Raw genomic sequence first — 17,457 nt, 5'->3', positions numbered from 1 at the left:
TCGGTCGGACCCAGCGCCGCGACCACATCTATATGATCACTAAGCGAGGAAATATCACACACCCCTGTTCAGGGCACAAGCGAGCGACCGCGGGAGACGCTGCGGACGCTGACCCGCTCGAGCGCGCTGCCCGCGAGATGCCACTTGTGCACGCGACACGCCGTGAAAGGCGTGCACAAGTGGCATCTCGCGGAGAAGACGTCAGACCTCGCAGCCGACGAAGAGGACGTCGGGGGAGGAGACGAGGTCGTCGAGGGTCAGCAGGCGGGTGAGGTCGTGGCCGGCGGCCAGGGCGTTCGAGCGCTCGAGGGCGGTCTGCGGGGCGAGGCGGCCCTCCATCACGCCGCCGAGGGCGCGGACGGCGCAGGCGGCGACGACCCCCTCGGGGGTGCCGCCGATGCCGAGCACCAGGTCGACGGCGCCGGAGGGGTCCGCGGCCTCGATGGCGACCGAGACGTCGCCCTCGCCGCGGAGCGACAGCGCGACACCGGCCTCCCGCAGCGCCGCGATCAGCCCGGCGTGCCGCGGCTTGTCCAGCACGGCGACCACCAGCTCGGAGACCGGCTTGCCGAGGGCGTCCGCCAGCCGCCGCGCGTTCTCGCCGGGCGCCAGATCCAGCCCAACGACTCCCGCCCCCGCTCCGGAGCAGACGAGCTTGTCCATGTAGAAGACGTCGCGCGGATCGAGCATCGTGCCGCGCGGGGCGAGCGCGATGACGCAGACCGAGCCGGGGATCCCCTCCGCCGTCAGCCGGGTGCCGTCGAGCGGGTCGACCGCGACGTCGCAGGAGGGGGAGTGGGCGCGCCCGAGCCGCTCGCCGTTCGCGAGCATCGGGGCGTCGTCCTTCTCACCCTCGCCGATCACGACGACGCCGGCGAACGGTGCCTCGGCGAGCACCGCTCGCATCGCCGCGACCGAGGCCGCGTCGGCGGCGAGCTTGTCGCCGCGGCCGTACCAGCCGCGAGCGGCCTCCGCCGCCGCCCGGACGCTCGCGGCCACCGCCTCCCGCAGCTCGGCGGAGTAGGACGGCGACGCGATCAGCCGGACGTCGCTCACGCGCGCGCCGGCTGCGAGGTCGCGGTGCGGACCAGTCGCTCGAGCGTGCGCAGGCCGTCGGAGGACAGCACCGATTCCAGGTGCCCCTGCACGGAGGCGACTCCCTCCCCGCGCAGCGCGTCCACGATCCCCGTCGCCGGGTCGCGCGAGATCTCGAGGTCGAGCAGCGGGGTGCTCGACACCTCCGCGCCCGCCACCGAGGAGAAGGTGTTGTAGAAGCCGATCGCCGCGTCCTCGCCGAACACGTCGACCGCGAGCCGCACGCCCTGCCGGGGCGCGGGCAGCGGCTCGACCGGCAGCCCGGCCAGCAGCGAGAGCATCTGGTGGCTGAGGCAGACGGCGAGCATCGGCCGCTCCGAGGCGAGCCGCTCGGTCATCAGCGCCCGCAGCCGGGCGATCCGCGGCTCGGAGTCGTCGCGCGGGTCACCGGGGCCGGGGCCGAACACCACGAGGTCGTCGCTCAGCACGTCCTCGACGCTCGACCAGCGCTCGACCCGGGCGTCCATGCCGAGGTGGCGCAGCTGGTGCGCGAGCATCGTCGTGAACTGGTCCTCGTTGTCCACGATGAGCGCGGTGTGCCCGGCGAGCCCCTCGATGTGCTCGGGAGCCTGCGGCCGCAGCCAGAACGACGCGAGCCGCTCGTTGCGCGCCTCGAGCGCCTCCTGCACGCCGGGCTGCGCGTTGAGGTCGATCGCCGGCGGGATGTCGCGGTGCGGGAGCAGCCCCAGCGCGGAGAGCACCCCGGACGCCTTCGCGCGGGTCTCGGCGACCTCGCCCTCCGGCGTCGAATGCCGCACGAGCGTCGCGCCGGCCGGCACGGTGAGCCGGCCGTCCTCGCGGAGGTAGGCGGTGCGGATCAGGATCGGCGCGTCGACCGTGTAGCCGTGCTCCTCCGGCTCGAACAGGGCGAGGACACCGGAGTAGTAGCCGCGCGGCTCCTTCTCGTACTCCGCGATCACGGCGCAGGCGTTCTCCATCGGCGAGCCGGTGACGGTCGGCGCGAACATGGTCAGCCGCAGCACCTCGCGGACGTCGAGATCGGTGCGCCCCTCGAGCAGGTACTCCGTGTGGCTGAGCCGCGACATCTGCTTGAGGAACGGCCCGAGGATCCGCCCGCCGTTCGGGCAGACGGCGCTCATCATCTTCATCTCCTCGTCGACCACCATGAAGAGCTCCTCGCTCTCCTTGACGTCGGCGAGGAAGGCGAGCACCTCGGCGCCGGTCGGGCCGGCCGCGGGGTGGCGGAAGGTGCCGCTGATCGGGTTCATCATCGCCACGCCGTCGCGGACCGACACGTGGCGCTCCGGGGTCGCGCCGACAGCGGTGACGGCCGGCGAGCCGTCGGCACCCGGGGTGTGGATGGCGAAGGTCCAGTAGGCGCCCGATTCGTCGGTCAGCAGCCGGCGGAACCAGGCCAGCACCGCCTCGACCGCGGGAGCGTCCGTGTGCGCGACGAAGGCGCGGTTGATGACGAAGTTCGCACCCTCGCCCCGGCCGATCTCGTCGTCGATCACCCGGCGGACGATCTCCGCGTACTCCTCGTCGGGCACGTCGAAGCCGCGCTCCTCGACCGGGATCTCGCGCTCGGGCAGCAGCCGCAGCACCTCGGCGAGCGGCACGCTCTCGCGCTCGCGCACCACGAGGTTCCGCAGCGGGGCGCCGTCGTCCTTCGCCGCGAAGCCGCGCTCGCGCACCTGACGGTAGGGCACGAGGGTCAGCACGTCGGCGCCGTCGAGCGGGATGTCGGCGAGGCCGTCGACATCGACGACGTCGCCGGTGAAGACGTCGACGTCCGTCCGGCCCTGCCGGAGGACGACCGCGAACGGCAGCGTTCCGTCGGAGGCGAGGATGCGGGAGAGGAGCGAGGTCATCGTGGTCCTTGGGTCGGGGTGTCCCTCACCCGGGCCCCGACATGCAGAACGACCGCCCGGTCGAGGCGGTCGTGTGCGAGAGGAGTCTGCGCGTCGGCCTGCCTAGGAGGCGGGCCACCAGGGGCGGAGGGTCGACGTGAGCACGGGGGAAGTCTAGGGGAGGCGCCGCTCGGGCGGCCACCCGATCAGGCGGTCGCGGCGTCGGGCGCCGGGTCGATCCGCTCCGTCGACTCGCCGCGGAGCGTGCGCAGCAGGAGGGTCGCCCCGGCCGTCGCCGCGGGGGTCGCGAGCACCGCGCCGCCCGGGATCAGGAAGGCCAGGTAGACCGCGATGCCGAAGCCGAGCGACACCGCGCGGCGCTCGCCGAGGAGCCGGCGGCGATCGCGCAGTGCGAGTCCGCGGGCGTCGCCGGCGAACCCGGTCAGCTCGAGGGCGAGCGCCCGGCCGCCGACGAGCGCGCCGGCGACCAGCCCGACCACCTGCCCGACGACCGGGATGATCCCGAGCAGCACCAGCACGACGCCGATCGCCAGCGAGGTGCCGACCAGCACCGAGGAGTCGCGCAGTGTGCGGCCGAGTCCGCGCCAGAACCCCGTCTCGTGCTCGTCGGGCACGCCGCCGAGCTCGTTCTCGACGCCGCGCCAGATCCGCTCGTAGAAGGGGTCGCCGACGAGCAGGGTGACCGCGGCGAAGAGGACGACGCCGAGTGCGACGATCGCCCCGACCGCGGCGATGGAGAGCAGGAGGCGGACGGTGCCGGCCGCGGCCTCGTCCCAGCCGTCCACGAACAGCGTCAGCGCGCGCACCACTTCGTCGATCCGGGTGAGAACGAGCACCAGCACGCCGACGAAGACGAGGCCGACGATCAGGGGCGGGATCGCGCCGAGGAGCATCGCCCGGGGCGAGCGGACCCAGGTGCCGAACCCCCTGCCGAAGAGCCGTGCGCCGAGGGCCAGGTCGCGGAGGATCGCCATGGCTCGATCCTCCCAGAAGCGCCGTTACGCGATCGATGCAGAGCGCCGCGCCGCGGGGGATGTGCGGACGCTCAGGCCGCTGATAGACATCAGCCAGGCGCCACGGGGGCAGCTTCGGCGCCGATCCCGCATCCACATTCTCGAGAAGGAATACATCCATGTCTCTCCGGGGGACCCCTCTCCGCTCGCGCTCGCGTCTCGCGTGCCTCACCCTCGCCGTCGGCCTCGCCGCCGGTCTCCTCGCGCCGGGGGCGGCCGCGAGTGCTCGTGTGGAACCGACGCCGTCGGCGAGTCCTGCGGCGGAGTCGGCAGCGGCTCAGGCCGCCGAGCCGGCGCCGACCACAGCGCCGACGTCCGCGCCGACCGCGACTGCCGTGCCCACCGCGACCGCCGCGCCGACCGCGACCGCCGCGCCGACCGCGACCGCCGCGCCGACCGCGACCGCCGCGCCGACCGCGACCGCCGTGCCCACCGCAACCGCCGTGCCGTCTCCGGCACCCGTCGCGAGCGACGACACCGACCCCTCCTGCCCGGACGGCGCGCGGGCGGTCGCGATCGACTTCGACGCGATCACCGTCGACTGGAAGGCCGCACCCGGTTTCGCGACCGTCGCGCTCCCGGAGGCGTCGTTCCCGGACTGCGCCGCGTCGGCGGACATCGTCCTCGTCGCGCAGGGCCCCGACGGCGAGTACTCCGGCGGCATCGGCGTCACGGTCCCCGTCGAGCGGGACGGCAGCGCGCCGCAGACCGCCCTGGTCCCCGCGCCGGCCGGCCCGCGCACCGTCCTGGTGACCACGAAGCTCTACGGCATGCGCGGCGGATCGTTCGTCGATCTCGCCTCCGAGCAGTGGCGCTCTGCAGCGGGTACGGCCCTCGACCCGTCGACCGCCGACACCGCCGTGTCGCTCGACGGTGAGATCTCGATCGCCGCCGCTCCGGGGAAGCTCACGCTGTCGGTCCCGCCCCGAGCGAGCACCGGCCGCTACGACGAGGCGAACATCGGCTACTTCGTGACCCAGGATAACGGCGTCGGTGTCGCACTGGACACCGTCGAGCAGGTCCCCGCCGAGGGCCTGCCGGCCCGCACCATCGAGGTCGCTCTGCCGTACACGGCCGACTGGACCGTCTCGGTCCAGACCTCGGGGGTGAACGAGGGCGTCGAGATCTTCCGCAGCGAGATCCTGCGCGAGACCCTCCGGGTGCTGAGCGCCTTCGACTCCTGCGCTGACGGCCTCGACCGCTCCCAGGCGAACGAGCCGTTCACGGTCGACGCCGTCGGCGGAGTGGGCACCATCGCCGTCACGGTCGGCGCCTTCGCGCTGCCCGACTGCTTCGACGAGGTCACCCTGCGCGTCCTGGTCAAGAAGTTCAACAACGACGACGAGCAGGAGGGTGTCGAGCTCGGTCCGCTGCAGAGCGACGCCACCTTCGACGGCGCGACGGTGCGCGGCTCGTTCGCGCCCGGTCGCTACTTCGTCGTCGTCCTGGTCTCGGCCGCGGTGGACGGCGAGTACGACGGCCTGTTCCAGGTCTTCGATCCGAGCGTCAACATCGCCGCCGATCAGCGGGAGCCGATCGTCGTGACCGCTGCCGCGACGTCGACCGCGACCGCGACCGGCGGCCGGCACCTGGCCGCCACCGGTGTCGAGACGGCGGGCGCCACCTCCGGTGCGGCCGCCCTGCTGGCCCTCGGCCTCGTGTCGCTCGTCGCGGCGCGTCGTCGCCGGAGCGCGCAGCAGTCCTAGCCGCTGCAGACGAAGGGCCCGGGAGCGTCTGCTCCCGGGCCCTTCGTGCGTCCCTCCTCGTGCGCTCGCCTCAGGCCAGCGCGAACGGGGCGAGCAGCCCCGTCATCTCCTTCGGGCGCGGTGCCGCGAACTCGTCGCGGCGCGAGGTCGTGACTCCCATCGCGACGAGGCCCTCGACCAGCCGGACGGCACTGGCGACCCCGTCGATCACCGGGACCCCGAGCTCGCGCGAGAGGTCGCGGCAGAGGTCGGCCATCCCCGCGCAGCCCAGGACGATCACGTCGGAGCCGTCCGACGCGAGCGCGGCCGCGCACTCCTCGAGGATCACCCGGCGCGCGTCGGAGTGCGGGTCGTCGAGCTCGAGCACCGGGATGTCGCAGGCGTGCACTCCCGCGCAGGCCCGGTCGAACCCGGCCCGGTGCGCGATGTCCCAGGCCCGCCCGCTGGTGCGCGAGAGCGTGGTGACGACGCTGAACCGCCGGCCGACCAGGGTCGCCATGTGCATCGCGGCCTCGGCGATGCCGATCACCGGTCCGCGGGCGATCTCGCGGGCCGCGTCGATCCCCGGGTCGCCGAAGCACGCCACGACGTAGCCGTCGCTCCCCGCCGCGTCGCCGCGGACGATCTCGTGCAGCAGCCCCGGGACGGCGAGCGCCTCGTCGTAGTGGCTCTCGATCGAGGCCGGCCCCATCGGCGGGGTGACGGCGACGATCTCGGTGCCGACGGAGGCGACGGACCGCGCGGCGCGGCCGATCGCCTCGGTCATGCGCTCGCTGGTGTTCGGGTTGACGACGGTGATGCGCACGGGCGCTCCTCGGGATGCTGCGGGGGCGGAACGGCCACCACGCCACCGGCCAGTCCTCGAAAGTTGCGGTACCCGCGTGCGACTACCGCAACTTCTGGAGGATGGAGTGGATGGCGAGGCCGGGTGGGGACGGGCGGGGGAGGGCGCGGGTCAGACCGTGCTGCCGTCGCTGACGTTCGCGAGGTCCTCCTCGAGGCGGCCGATCCGGGGGGAGCGGCGCTCCAGGACGGCCATCGCGACGAAGCCGAGGCCGCAGCCGAGGAACCAGCTGTAGTCACCGAGCCAGGTGAAGGACGGGCCACCCGCCTCCTCGATCCAGCGCGGCACGAGCACCGAGAGGACGGAGGGGAGGCCGCCGATCACGGTGGCCCAGACGGCGTTGGGGTTGAAGCCGCGGGAGAACCAGTAGCGGCCCTTCTCGCTCATCGTGTAGAGGTCGTCGACCCAGACGCGCTGACGGCTGACCAGGTAGTAGCCGGCGATCAGGACGCCGAACAGCGGGCCGATCAGGGCGCCGAGGATGCCGAGCGTGTAGTGGATCGCGGTGTCGTTGGAGTACCAGTTCCACGGGGTGAGCAGCACCGAGCCGACGGCGGCGATCATGCCGCCCATCCGCCAGCTGATCTTCTTCGGGTTGACGTTGGAGAAGTCGAACGCGGGCGAGATGAAGTTGGCGACGATGTTGATGCCGATCGTCGCGATGACGAAGGTGAGCCCGCCGAGCAGGACGGCGAACCAGGTGTCGATCCGCTCGACGGTCTCGATCGGGTCGGTGATCAGCTCGCCGAAGACGGGGACCGTCGCGGAGGCGGTGATCACGGTGAGCAGCGAGAAGAAGAGGAAGTTGATCGGCAGGCCGAGGAAGTTGCCCTTCTTCACTGCTCGGTAGCTGCGGGCGTAGCGCGAGAAGTCGCCGAAGTTCAGCATCGGACCGGAGAAGTAGGAGACGACCAGCGCGACGGCCGAGATCATCACCGGGATCGAGGCGCCGAGGTCGAGGGGCTCGCCCGAGCCGAGGTTCAGCGAGATGTTCTCCCAGCCGGCCTGCGAGACGAGGTAGATCGCGAGCACGAGCATCACCACGTAGACGGCGGGGCCGGCCCAGTCGATGAAGCGGCGGATCGACTCCATGCCCCGCCAGAACAGCGCGGCCTGCGCGACCCAGAGGATCGAGTAGGAGAGGTAGCCGAGGGCGGAGAGGCCGAGGAAGGAGGCCTCGGGGGTGTTCCAGGAGGCCATCGCCGGGAAGAACTTGAGGAACACGATGTTGAGCGACTGCGCGGCGAGGTAGGTCTGCACGCCGTACCAGGCGATGGCGATCAGTCCGCGGATGATCGCGGGGATGTTCGCTCCGCGGACGCCGAAGATCGCCCGGTTGATCACCGGGTAGGGCACGCCGGTGACCTGGCTGGGCTTCGCGACGAGGTTGCAGAAGACCTGCACGATCACGATGCCGACCACGAGGGCCACCAGCACCTGCCAGCCGGCGAGGCCGAGTGCGAAGAGCGAGCCGGCGGTGACGTAGCCGCCGACACTGTGCACGTCGGACATCCAGAACGCGAAGATGTTGTAGCTCGACCAGCGCTGCTTGACGAGCGGGGCGAGGTCCTCGTTGGCGAGGCGGTCGTCGTAGCCGGGCTTGACGAGCGAGGGGCCGGCGAGCCCGGCGCTCTCGGCCGGCGGCGCGGTCGACGGGTCGATGCGGGGTGCAGTGGCGCGGTCGGTCATGGTGGATCCACCTCTCGGGCGGGCGTGCGCGGGTGGGCGCACGGAGCGGATGTGTCAGGGTGGTCGAGGCGGTCGGCCGTGGCGATCGGCCGCCTCCGCGCGAGCGGTGGGCGTTCGGATCGTGTGAAGTGATGACTTCACACGGGAGAACCTAGGGCTCCGCCGGTCCGCGTTCGTTTCGCCCCCGTTACAGCTGTGTGACGATCACCGAGGAGAGGACGGCGTCCCGCATGCCCACCGACGAGACCGCCCGGGATTCCGCGGTCTCCGCGGCTCCGGACGTCGTCGCCGCGCTCCCCGGGGCGGTCCGCGAAGGCGTCGGCGCGCGCCTGCGCGAGTTGCGTCTCGCGTCGGGGATGTCCCTGCGCGCGCTCGCCCGCGAGCTCGGCATCTCGGCCAGCGCGGTCTCGCAGATCGAGCGGGGAGCGATGCAGCCGTCGGTCGGGCGCCTCATCGCGATGGTCGGCGCCCTCGGCGTCCCGCTCTCCGCCGTCTTCGACGAGAGTGCCGCCGGCGGCGCGGCGGCCGGCGGGCCGGGCGGGCCGAGCGGCGGAGAGGACCCGGGGGCGACGACGGCCGTGGTCCGCGCGGGCGAGGTCGCTCCCGTCCTCCTCGAGGGCGGCGTGCTCTTCCGCCGGCTGGCCCCGCAGCCCGTCGATGCGGTCGACTTCTTCGAGTCGACCTATCCGCCGGGGGCGACCTCGACCGCGCAGCGTCGGTTCCTGCGCCACGACGGCATCGAGATCGGGACCGTCACGCTCGGCGAGCTCACCGTCGAGTTCGAGGACGAGACCGTGGTCCTCGCGGCGGGGGATGCGATCACGTTCCCCTGCGAGCGCGGCCATCGGATGATCAACCGCGGCGCCACGACGGCCGTCGCGACCTGGCTGATCGTCCACCGCTGACGCGGCCCGCGGGGCCGCCATCCCGGTATGGCACAGTGACAGCATTCCTCCACAGGGGGGAGGTGCCGGGTGCCTGTCCACATCCCCGGGGGATTCGGTCGGCGGGCCCGCCGCTATGTCGGTGCCGCCTGGTGTGCTGTGCGCCTCGAACGATTGGTGCGGAACATGGACGGACGACAGAACAGGCGAGACGACGACGAGTGCCCCCGCTGGTGCGCGGGGGAGCACGACGAGATCGAGTGCCCCGAGGAGCGGCTGCACCGCTCCCGGGCGCAGTCGCTCCCGCTCGTGCTCTGGTGCGGGGACGGTGCGGCGGGCGAGCCCGTCGCCGCCGTCGTGCACGTCTCGCTGTGCCGGCCCGGCGGCCGGGGCGAGGAGCGGCTGCGCCTCGAGTCAGACGGGCTCGGCGCGGTGGACCTCGATCTCAGCGCGGCGGCGCGACTGGCGCGCGGCGTCGAGACGACGCTGCGGCTACTCGGCCCCGGCGGCGCCGGATGAGCGGGGCGGGTTCGGCGGCAGCAGGTCGGAGAGCTCGATGTCGAGGGCCTCGCAGAGGGCGAAGAGCGTCTTCAGCTGCGGGTTCGCGGGCGAGCCCGGCTTCGACTCGCCCTTCTCGAACTTCTGGTAGGTGTAGCCCGCCAGTCCGGCGGCGTGGGCGATGCGCTCCTGGCTCTCGCCCTTGGCCATCCGGGCGCGGTGGAGGTTCGTGCCGAGCTCGCGGGCGTAGGTCATCCAGTCGCGTTCGGGGTCAGGTGTGGACATGCTCGCCAGCTTCGGAGAAGAATCGTCCGCGGTCACCCATACGCGCGTGGGTAATTGTCGATGGTCATACGTGCATGACCCTCGTCGAGGGGGAGGGGCCTCGGAGGGCGCCGGGGGCCCGAGAGGCTTCCGAGGCCAGCGCCTAAGATGGCCGGGTGCCAGTGAACCCCGACCTCACCGAGCGCGTGTTCGCGCCGACGGAGCCCTACCAGGTGGGCCGCGAGAAGGTGCGCGAGTTCGCGCGCGCCGTCTCCGCCGAGTCCCCTCTCCACCTCGACCCCGCGGCCGCGCGCCGTGCCGGCTACCGCGACGTCGTCGCCCCGCCGACCTTCGCCGTGGTGGTGCAGGAGTTCACCCTCGCCCAGCTGCTCGCCGCGCCCGACGCCGGCATCGACTTCAGCCGGGTCGTCCACGGCGACCAGCGCTTCAGCTACTCGCGCCCCATCGTCGCGGGCGACGAGCTGACCGCGACCCTCTCGGTCGCGAGCATCAAGCAGCTCGGCGCGCACTCGATGATCACCACGCAGTCGACCATGGTCGACGCCGACGGCGCCCACGTCGTCACCGCCCTGTCCACCCTCGTCGTCAGGGGAGACGAATGAGCGCCGAGCGCCCCGCCCTGTCCGAGCTCACCGTCGGCGACGTCGTCGGCGAGCGGCGCTTCCACCTCGAGCGCGGCTCGCTCGTGCGCTACGCCGGCGCCTCGGGCGACTTCAACCCGATCCACTACCGCGACGACGTCGCGGCCGAGGTCGGGCTGCCCGGCGTGCTCGCCCACGGCATGCTGACGATGGGCACCGCCGTGCAGGTCGTCGTCGACTGGGTCGGCGATCCCGGCCGTGTCGTCGACTACCAGGTCCGCTTCACGCGGCCCGTCGTCGTCGACCCGAAGGAGGGCGCCGAGCTCGACGTCGTCGCGAAGATCGGCGCGATCGACGCGGAGGCGGGCATCGCACGGGTCGACCTCGCGGTGACCTTCGGCGGCCAGGCCGTGCTCGGCAAGGCCCAGGCGCGCGTCTCCCTGGCCTGATCGCCCGATGACGACTCCCGCCCTCTCCTCTCTCACGACGCTGCGCGTCGGCGGGGCGCCCGAGCGCCTGCTCGAGCCGGCCACCGAGGCCGAGCTGGTCGCCGCCCTCCGCGAGGTGTGGGCCGACGACGAGCCCTGGCTGCTGCTCGGCGGCGGCTCCAACCTCCTCGTCGGCGACGACGGAGTCGAGGGGACCGTGGTGCGCGTGCGCACGACCGGGATCGAGCGGCTCGAGACGGACCGGCCCGGCGCGGTCCACCTCCGCGTGCAGGCGGGCGAGTCGTGGGACGGCCTGGTCGCCGCCACCGTCGAGCGCGGCTGGGCGGGACTCGAGGCGCTCAGCGGCATCCCCGGGACGGTCGGCGCGTCGCCGGTGCAGAACATCGGCGCCTACGGCCAGGAGCTTTCCGACACCCTCGTCGCGGTCGACTTCCTCGACGAGGGCGCGCAGGAGCCCGTGCGGCTGACGGCGGCCGAGCTCGAGCTGGGCTACCGGACGTCCGCCGTCAAGCAGGGTCGACGCGGCGCCGTCCTCGCCGTCGAGTTCGCCCTCGAGGACGTCGGCGGAGCGGGTCTCGGTGCTCCCGTCGCCTACGGTCAGCTGGCCAGTGCGCTCGGCGTCGAGCTGGGCGACCGCGTGCCGCTCGCGGAAGTGCGCGCGAGCGTGCTGCGGCTGCGCGGCGCGAAGGGGATGGTGCTCGATCCGGAGGATCCGGACACCGCCAGCGCCGGCTCCTTCTTCACCAACCCGATCGTCACCGTCGCGGCCGCGAGCGGACTGCCGCCGACCGCGCCGCGCTGGCCGGAGACGCCGGCGAGCGACGCCCCGCTGGTGACCGCCCTCGCCGACGTCGAGGCGGGGGCGCCGATCCGGCTGCCCGCCCCGACCTCGCCCGACGCGCTGGTCAAGCTCAGCGCCGCCTGGCTCATCGAGCACGCCGGGATCGCCCGCGGCTTCTCGCTCCCGGGCTCGCGCGCCGCGGTGTCGAGCAAGCACACCCTCGCACTCACGAACCGCGGCGGAGCGACCGCCGAGCAGATCGCCGAGCTCGCCCGCTACGTGCAGGGCCGCGTGCTCGCCGAGTTCGGCATCCTGCTGCACCCCGAGCCCGTGGTGGTCGGCACCACCGTCTGACACCGCGCGCCACGGACCCTGCGTCGCACGCCCCCGCCCTGCGGTGAACGGCGGGTCTCGATACGCCCCTGCGGGGCTACTCGACCACCATGATGATCGCCCTCGTCGAGCGGCCCTCTCATGCTGATCGAGTAGCCCGCGGAGCGGGCGTATCGAGATCCACCGGCGTCAGGACGATGGTCTGCAGACCCGTCCTGCTGGCGCCGCCGGGTCTCGATACGCCCCTGCGGGGCTACTCGACCAGCGTGGTGGGCGTCAGGCGTCGCGGCGGATCCAGCGGAAGGTGAGGCGGCTCGCGATCAGGCCCAGGACCAGCCAGACGCCGAGGGCGATCGCGACCCCGGTCAGGTCCCAGTCGCCGTTGACCTCGGCCTGCTCGAAGTCGGCCGGCAGGAAGACCGCCCGCATGCCCTGCGCGATCCACTTGAGCGGGAAGACGCTCGCGATCGTCTGCAGCCAGTCCGGCAGGGTCGTGAAGGAGAGGTACGACCCGGAGACGAACTGCAGCACGAGCAGCGGCGGGACGATGACGGCCGTCGCGCTCTTCCCGGTGCGGGGGAGGGCGGAGACCGCGATGCCCAGGATCGCCGAGGTCGCCACTCCGGCCAGGTAGATCCAGGCGAAGGTCGCCCAGCGACCGCCGTCGGTCGGCAGCGGCACCGAGAACGCGGTCGCGGCGACCGCGAGCAGCAGCCCCGTCTGGGCGACGCTCGTCACGAGCACCTGGCCGAACTTGCCCAGGAAGTAGCTCAGGACGGGCAGTGGTGCTCCGGCGAGGCGCTTGAGCGTGCCGTCGCCGCGCTCGATGGCGATGTCCACGCCGAGGTTCTGCACCCCGGAGAGCAGGATGCCCGCCGCCGCGAGTCCCGGCACGTAGTACTCGGCCATGCTGATGCCCGGGTCCTGCGGGTTCGCCTGCATCACCGCGCCGTCCCCGAACGCGACCGAGAAGATCGCGAGCAGCAGCACCGGGAAGAGGAAGGTGAAGAACACCTGGTCCGGCGCGCGGAAGTACGAGCGCACCTCGTAGCGGGCGCGGGCGGCGCCGAGCCGGAGGGTGCGGCCGACACCGGTGCGCAGGGCGGGGCGGGGGGCGGCGACGGCGCTCATGCCGGCTCTCCGATCACGTCGAGGGCGGTGTCTCCGGCGCGGTCGTCGCGGATCAGGTCCAGATAGATGTCCTCGAGGCTGGGCCGGAGGACCTCGAGGGCCGTCGGCTCGCCGAGGCGGGCGCTCAGCTCGGCGACGACGCGGGCCGGCTCCGTGGTGCGGAGGCGACGCCGCGCGCCGTCCTCCTGCCACTGGACGATCGGCACGCGGGCCTCGTCGCCGCCGATCTCGTCCATCCGTCCGATCGCGAGGAGCCGGCCGCCCGCGATGACCGCGGCCCGGTCTGCGAGGTGCGCCGCCTCGTCGAGGTAGTGCGTGGTGAGCAGGATGGTCGTGCCCTCGCTCTTGAGCAGCGCGACCAGATCCCAGAACGCGTGCCGCGCCTCCGGGTCGAAGCCCGTCGTCGGCTCGTCGAGGAACACCAGCTCCGGACGGCCCACGATGCCCAGCGCCACGTCGACGCGGCGGCGCTGCCCGCCGGAGAGCTTGCCGATGCGCGAGCGCGCCTTCGCCGTGAGGCCGACCGCCTCGATCGTCTCGTCGACGTCGCGCGGGCTCGGGTAGAGGCTCGCGAAGTGGGCGATCTGCTCGCGGACCGTGGCGTTGCCCGATTCGCCGCTGGACTGCAGCACGATCCCGAGTCGCGACTTCCAGGCGAGGTCGCCGTGCCGCGGATCGACGCCGAGCACCGATGCCTCGCCGCCCGAGCGGTCGCGGTAGCCCTCGAGGATCTCGATCGTCGTCGACTTGCCCGCCCCGTTGGGCCCGAGCAGTGCGAACGTCTCGCCGCGCGCGATCTCGAACGACACCCCGGTGAGGGCGGGCGCACCCCCGTAGTCCTTCCGCAGATCACGGACACGAACGGCGTCGTCAGGCGTCATCCCCCCAGCGTGCCCTGTCCCACCCCCCGAGCACAGTCATCCGCGTCACGAGACGCCACTTGCGCCCAAACCGTTCGGCGTGTCACGCCCACAACTGGCATCTCGCGAAACCCGCATCCGCCGGCCCGGACGCCGCCCGGCCCGGACACCGCCCGGAAGTCGCGGCAGCAGGGCCGAGCGTCACCGGCGATCCGCGTGCCAGCGGATCGTCGTACGCGGTACGCAGGACGCTCTACGGAACGCACCCGCCTCAATGAGCCGACCGCGGCCGATCGACGACGAAGGAGGAGAGAGGCTAGGCAAACAGCGCTTGAAGGCGCTTCGCGCCTTCAAGCAGCGCGTCGTCGCCGAGCGCGTAGGAGAGGCGGAGGTAGCCGCTGGGTCCGAAGGCCTCGCCGGGGACGGTGGCGACCTCGGCCTTCTCGAGGATCAGGTCGGCGAGCTCCAGCGAGGTGGTGGGCGTGACGCCGTCCCACTCGCGGTTCAGCAGTCCACGGACGTCCGGGTACACGTAGAACGCGCCACCGGGGGTCGGGCAGTCGACGCCGTCGATGGCGTTGAGCGCGTCGACGATGGTGCCGCGGCGGCGCTCGAACGCGAGGCGCATCTCCTCCGCGGGCTCCTGCGGGCCGGTGAGGGCGGCGATCGCGGCGCGCTGCGAGATGTTCGAGACGTTGCTCGAGAGGTGGGACTGCAGGTTCGAGGCGCCCTTGATCGCGTCGGCGGGGCCGACCATCCAGCCCACGCGCCAGCCCGTCATCGCGTAGGTCTTGGCGACTCCGTTGACGAGGATCGTGCGGTCGCGCAGGGCGGGGACGGCCTCGACGATCGAGGTGGCGCGGGTGAGCGGGCTCGCGTCGTCCTGGCCCTCGGCCGCGTAGACCAGGTTCTGGTAGATCTCGTCGGCGATCACCCAGAGGCCGTGCTCCTCGGCCCACTCGCCGATCTCGCGGGTCTGCTCGGCGGAGTAGACCGCGCCGGTGGGGTTGGAGGGGGAGACGAAGAGGAGGACCTTGGTTCGCTCGGTGCGCGCCGCCTCGAGCTGCTCGACGGTGACGAGGTAGCCCTGGTCCGCGCCGGCGAAGACGTCGACCTGCACACCGCCGGCGAGCTTGATCGCCTCGGGGTAGGTGGTCCAGTACGGCGTCGGGACGAGCACCTCGTCGCCCTCGTCGAGGAGGGTCTGGAACGCCTGGTAGACGGCCTGCTTGCCGCCGTTGGTGACGACGACCTGCGACGCCTCGACGGCCCAGCCGGAGTCGCGCGCGGTCTTCTCGGCGATGGCCTCGCGGAGGTCGGGCAGGCCGGCCGCCGGCGTGTACCGGTAGTTCCTCGGGTCGAGCACCGCGGCCGACGCGGCCTCGACGATGTGCTGCGGCGTGGTGAAGTCGGGCTCGCCCGCGGCGTAGGAGATCACCGGCCGACCCTGGGCCTGGAGGGCCTTCGCCTTCGCGTCGACCTTGAGGGTCGCGGACTCGGCGATGGCGGCGATGCGGGCGGAGATGCGCGTGGTGGAGGACACGACGGCCAGCGTATCGCGCGGGCGCGGGGGCCTCCAGGCGACGGGTCGCGCCCGGCTGGACACGTCCAACGGGTCCACGTACACTCGTCTGCGGTAGTCGAACGCTGCCAGGATTCACAGCGCCCGAGGCGGTTGCTGAGGCTCCCGAAGACGTTCGACTCCTCCTCGGATGCTCGCAACGGCATCCATAGGGCGGTGGCTCAATTGGTAGAGCAGCGGTCTCCAAAACCGCAGGTTGCAGGTTCGAGCCCTGTCCGCCCTGCACATCGATGCCCGTCGCTCGCGGTCCCCGCGATGCAGCGGTCATCGGTCCAGGACCGCCCACGGGCGGTCGGCCACACCGGAGGTTCCGGTGCGGGAAAGGTGCGTGCAGGTGGCCGGGAAAGCAGTCGACGAGCCGAGCGAGGACGTCGTCGCGATCGCCAATCAGCAGCGCGAGGCGCGGCGCAGTCCGTTCGCGCGCATCGCCCTCTTCATCCGGCAGGTCATCGCCGAGCTGAAGAAGGTCGTCACGCCGACGCGCAAGGAGCTCGGCAACTACGTCGTCGTGGTCCTGATCTTCGTCGTGATCATGATGGCGCTGGTGTCGCTGCTGGACTGGGTGTTCGCGCTCGCCGTGACCTACGTGTTCGGCACACCGGCGTCCTGACCCCCGCCACCCGACCCGGGAGCGTCCCGTCCGCACGAGCGGGGGACGCCGACGGCAGCGGCACGCGATTCCCGACGGGACGCGGCCGATCGATCGAGAGAGAGTTACGAGTGTCTGACAGAAACCGCGACGACGTCGACTGGGCCACCGCCGCCGAGCAGTCGTCCGAGGTCGACGAGGTTCAGGAGGGCGACACTCAGATCCAGGCTGAGGACGCCGTCGAGCCCGCCGAGGAGGGCGCCCTGAGCGTCATCGACGAGAACGAGTCCGAGGACGACCTCGCGTCGGACCTCGAGGCCGCGCTCGACGCGATCGGCTCCGTGGACGACCCCGAGGCCGACTCGGCCGTCGACGAGGCAGCGCACATCGACACCGTCGAGGAGGCCGAAGCGGCCCTCGAGGCCGTCGAGGACGAGGCCGAGGTCGCCGCGGAGGACGCGGAGGCCGAGGGCGAGGACCTCGCCGACATCGACCCGTACGAGGCGTTCCGCGCCGAGCTGCGCGGCAAGATGGGCAAGTGGTACGTCATCCACTCGTACGCGGGCTTCGAGAAGCGCGTGAAGTCGAACATCGAGAACCGCAAGGTCTCGCTCGAGGCCGAGGACTACATCTTCGAGGTCCAGGTCCCGATGGAGGACGTGGTCGAGATCAAGAACGGCCAGCGCAAGATGGTCACCCGCGTGCGCATCCCCGGCTACGTGCTGGTGCGCATGGATCTCAACGAGGACTCGTGGTCGGTCGTCCGGCACACCCCGGGCGTCACCGGATTCGTGGGCAACGCCCACAACCCGACGCCGCTGCGCTTCGAGGAGGCCTTCACGATGCTGAAGAGCCTGGTCGAGATCAAGGAGGTCGCGCCGTCCAAGACGGCCGGCGTCAAGGGACAGAAGCAGGCGCAGCGCGTGCTGCCCGCCGAGGTCGACTTCGAGATCGGCGAGACCATCACGATCAAGGAGGGCTCGTTCGCGGGTCTTCCCGGCTCGATCAGCGAGATCAAGCCCGAGAGCGGCAAGCTCACGGTCCTCGTCTCGCTCTTCGAGCGCGAGACCCCGGTCGAGCTGTCGTTCGATCAGGTCACCAAGCTCTGACGACGGACCCCCGTCCGGCCGAGGCCCTTCCCGCACTGTCGGGGAGGGCCTCCGCCGTGTAAGCTCGTACGGGTTTTCGTGTCGGCGCCCGTCCGCGTGCGCGCCGACCGACCCTCCTCCACCGCGATCCGGCCCCGCCGGGTGCGCGGGAGAGCGGCCGGGAGCCCCCGACCACTCGAACCCTGAGAAAAGGAAT

17 protein-coding genes and 1 tRNA gene are annotated in these 17,457 nt (G+C 72.3%); 9 read left to right on the top strand and 9 right to left on the bottom strand.

Translation table 11 applies throughout. The features are described from left to right. Positions 1–201: 201 nt before the first annotated feature. From EDF36_RS15760 to EDF36_RS15750, 3 genes are all read right to left on the bottom strand, one after another. Positions 202–1,056 carry a fructose-bisphosphatase class II family protein gene (locus EDF36_RS15760; RefSeq protein ID WP_185020510.1) on the bottom strand — a complete coding sequence of 285 codons (855 nt, stop codon included), beginning with the start codon at positions 1,054–1,056 and terminating at the stop codon, positions 202–204. Continuing rightward, complete coding sequence (locus tag EDF36_RS15755; RefSeq protein ID WP_123733715.1) at positions 1,053–2,927, bottom strand: anthranilate synthase family protein; 1,875 nt, start codon at positions 2,925–2,927, stop codon at positions 1,053–1,055. Before EDF36_RS15755 ends, EDF36_RS15760 begins: the two co-directional genes overlap by 4 nt. A gap of 185 nt (positions 2,928–3,112) precedes the next feature. Beyond that, a complete protein-coding gene (locus EDF36_RS15750) occupies positions 3,113–3,901 on the bottom strand; it encodes an EI24 domain-containing protein (RefSeq protein WP_123733714.1) in 789 nt (262 codons plus the stop codon). A 158-nt stretch (positions 3,902–4,059) separates the two neighbouring features. Here EDF36_RS15750 and EDF36_RS15740 point away from each other — a divergent pair, with 158 nt between their 5' ends. After that, positions 4,060–5,646 carry a hypothetical protein gene (locus tag EDF36_RS15740; protein ID WP_148060061.1) on the top strand — a complete coding sequence of 529 codons (1,587 nt, stop codon included), beginning with the start codon at positions 4,060–4,062 and terminating at the stop codon, positions 5,644–5,646. Positions 5,647–5,716: 70 nt separating this feature from the next. On the opposite strand, the gene EDF36_RS15735 is transcribed toward EDF36_RS15740, so the two are convergent. Together EDF36_RS15735 and EDF36_RS15730 are read right to left on the bottom strand one after the other, a co-directional pair. Beyond that, positions 5,717–6,451 carry an aspartate/glutamate racemase family protein gene (locus EDF36_RS15735; protein ID WP_123733711.1) on the bottom strand — a complete coding sequence of 245 codons (735 nt, stop codon included), beginning with the start codon at positions 6,449–6,451 and terminating at the stop codon, positions 5,717–5,719. Between the two features lie 150 nt (positions 6,452–6,601). Beyond that, positions 6,602–8,179 (bottom strand): NCS1 family nucleobase:cation symporter-1, encoded by a 1,578-nt coding sequence (locus EDF36_RS15730; RefSeq protein ID WP_123447833.1) that lies wholly within the window; start codon positions 8,177–8,179, stop codon positions 6,602–6,604. Positions 8,180–8,409: 230 nt separating this feature from the next. On the opposite strand from EDF36_RS15730, the gene EDF36_RS15725 reads away from it, so the two are divergent. Then, the gene (locus EDF36_RS15725; RefSeq protein ID WP_123733710.1) at positions 8,410–9,084 is read left to right on the top strand and encodes a helix-turn-helix domain-containing protein; all 675 of its coding nucleotides are present in this window, start codon (positions 8,410–8,412) and stop codon (positions 9,082–9,084) included. A 165-nt stretch (positions 9,085–9,249) separates the two neighbouring features. After that, positions 9,250–9,582 (top strand): DUF6907 domain-containing protein, encoded by a 333-nt coding sequence (locus EDF36_RS15720; protein ID WP_123733709.1) that lies wholly within the window; start codon positions 9,250–9,252, stop codon positions 9,580–9,582. On the opposite strand, the gene EDF36_RS15715 is transcribed toward EDF36_RS15720, so the two are convergent. Continuing rightward, complete coding sequence (locus EDF36_RS15715; protein ID WP_123705307.1) at positions 9,556–9,846, bottom strand: helix-turn-helix domain-containing protein; 291 nt, start codon at positions 9,844–9,846, stop codon at positions 9,556–9,558. The two genes, EDF36_RS15720 and EDF36_RS15715, sit on opposite strands and share 27 nt — an antisense overlap. 155 nt (positions 9,847–10,001) lie before the next feature. Here EDF36_RS15715 and EDF36_RS15710 point away from each other — a divergent pair, with 155 nt between their 5' ends. Genes EDF36_RS15710 through EDF36_RS15700 form a run of 3 tightly spaced genes read left to right on the top strand, consistent with a single transcriptional unit; the run spans position 10,002 to position 12,011 of the window. Then, positions 10,002–10,448, top strand: coding sequence for a MaoC family dehydratase N-terminal domain-containing protein (locus EDF36_RS15710; RefSeq protein WP_123705306.1), 447 nt, complete (start codon positions 10,002–10,004; stop codon positions 10,446–10,448). Beyond that, positions 10,445–10,876: a MaoC family dehydratase gene (locus EDF36_RS15705; protein ID WP_123733708.1), complete on the top strand. Its 432-nt coding sequence runs from the start codon at positions 10,445–10,447 to the stop codon at positions 10,874–10,876. Before EDF36_RS15710 ends, EDF36_RS15705 begins: the two co-directional genes overlap by 4 nt. A gap of 7 nt (positions 10,877–10,883) precedes the next feature. Further along, positions 10,884–12,011: a UDP-N-acetylmuramate dehydrogenase gene (locus EDF36_RS15700; protein ID WP_123733707.1), complete on the top strand. Its 1,128-nt coding sequence runs from the start codon at positions 10,884–10,886 to the stop codon at positions 12,009–12,011. Between the two features lie 255 nt (positions 12,012–12,266). Here the strand turns inward: EDF36_RS15700 and EDF36_RS15695 are convergent, their stop codons facing one another. The 3 genes from EDF36_RS15695 to EDF36_RS15685 form a co-directional block, all read right to left on the bottom strand. After that, the gene (locus EDF36_RS15695; protein WP_123733706.1) at positions 12,267–13,121 is read right to left on the bottom strand and encodes an ABC transporter permease; all 855 of its coding nucleotides are present in this window, start codon (positions 13,119–13,121) and stop codon (positions 12,267–12,269) included. Continuing rightward, positions 13,118–14,002 carry an ABC transporter ATP-binding protein gene (locus EDF36_RS15690; protein ID WP_123733705.1) on the bottom strand — a complete coding sequence of 295 codons (885 nt, stop codon included), beginning with the start codon at positions 14,000–14,002 and terminating at the stop codon, positions 13,118–13,120. Before EDF36_RS15690 ends, EDF36_RS15695 begins: the two co-directional genes overlap by 4 nt. A 295-nt stretch (positions 14,003–14,297) precedes the next feature. Further along, on the bottom strand, positions 14,298–15,533 hold the full coding sequence (locus EDF36_RS15685; RefSeq protein WP_397459908.1) for a pyridoxal phosphate-dependent aminotransferase: 1,236 nt from the start codon (positions 15,531–15,533) through the stop codon (positions 14,298–14,300). Positions 15,534–15,713: 180 nt separating this feature from the next. Between EDF36_RS15685 and EDF36_RS15680 the strand changes: the two genes are divergently transcribed. The 3 genes from EDF36_RS15680 to nusG all read left to right on the top strand — a co-directional run bounded on the left by EDF36_RS15680 (position 15,714) and on the right by nusG (position 17,261). Next, positions 15,714–15,786: transfer RNA gene (locus EDF36_RS15680), tRNA-Trp, on the top strand. Positions 15,787–15,897: 111 nt separating this feature from the next. Further along, positions 15,898–16,173 carry a preprotein translocase subunit SecE gene (gene secE / locus EDF36_RS21350; protein WP_123447877.1) on the top strand — a complete coding sequence of 92 codons (276 nt, stop codon included), beginning with the start codon at positions 15,898–15,900 and terminating at the stop codon, positions 16,171–16,173. A gap of 110 nt (positions 16,174–16,283) precedes the next feature. Further along, entirely contained in the window at positions 16,284–17,261 is a 978-nt protein-coding gene (gene nusG, locus EDF36_RS15675; protein ID WP_123447823.1) for a transcription termination/antitermination protein NusG, read from the top strand. Positions 17,262–17,457 lie beyond the last annotated feature (196 nt).

Origin of the sequence: Rathayibacter sp. PhB152 (assembly GCF_003751395.1) — a bacterium.
In the GTDB taxonomy this organism is placed as follows: domain Bacteria; phylum Actinomycetota; class Actinomycetes; order Actinomycetales; family Microbacteriaceae; genus Rathayibacter; species Rathayibacter festucae.
Note: the sequence above shows the minus strand (reverse complement) of the source record. Positions and strands in the feature narration are given on the sequence as shown.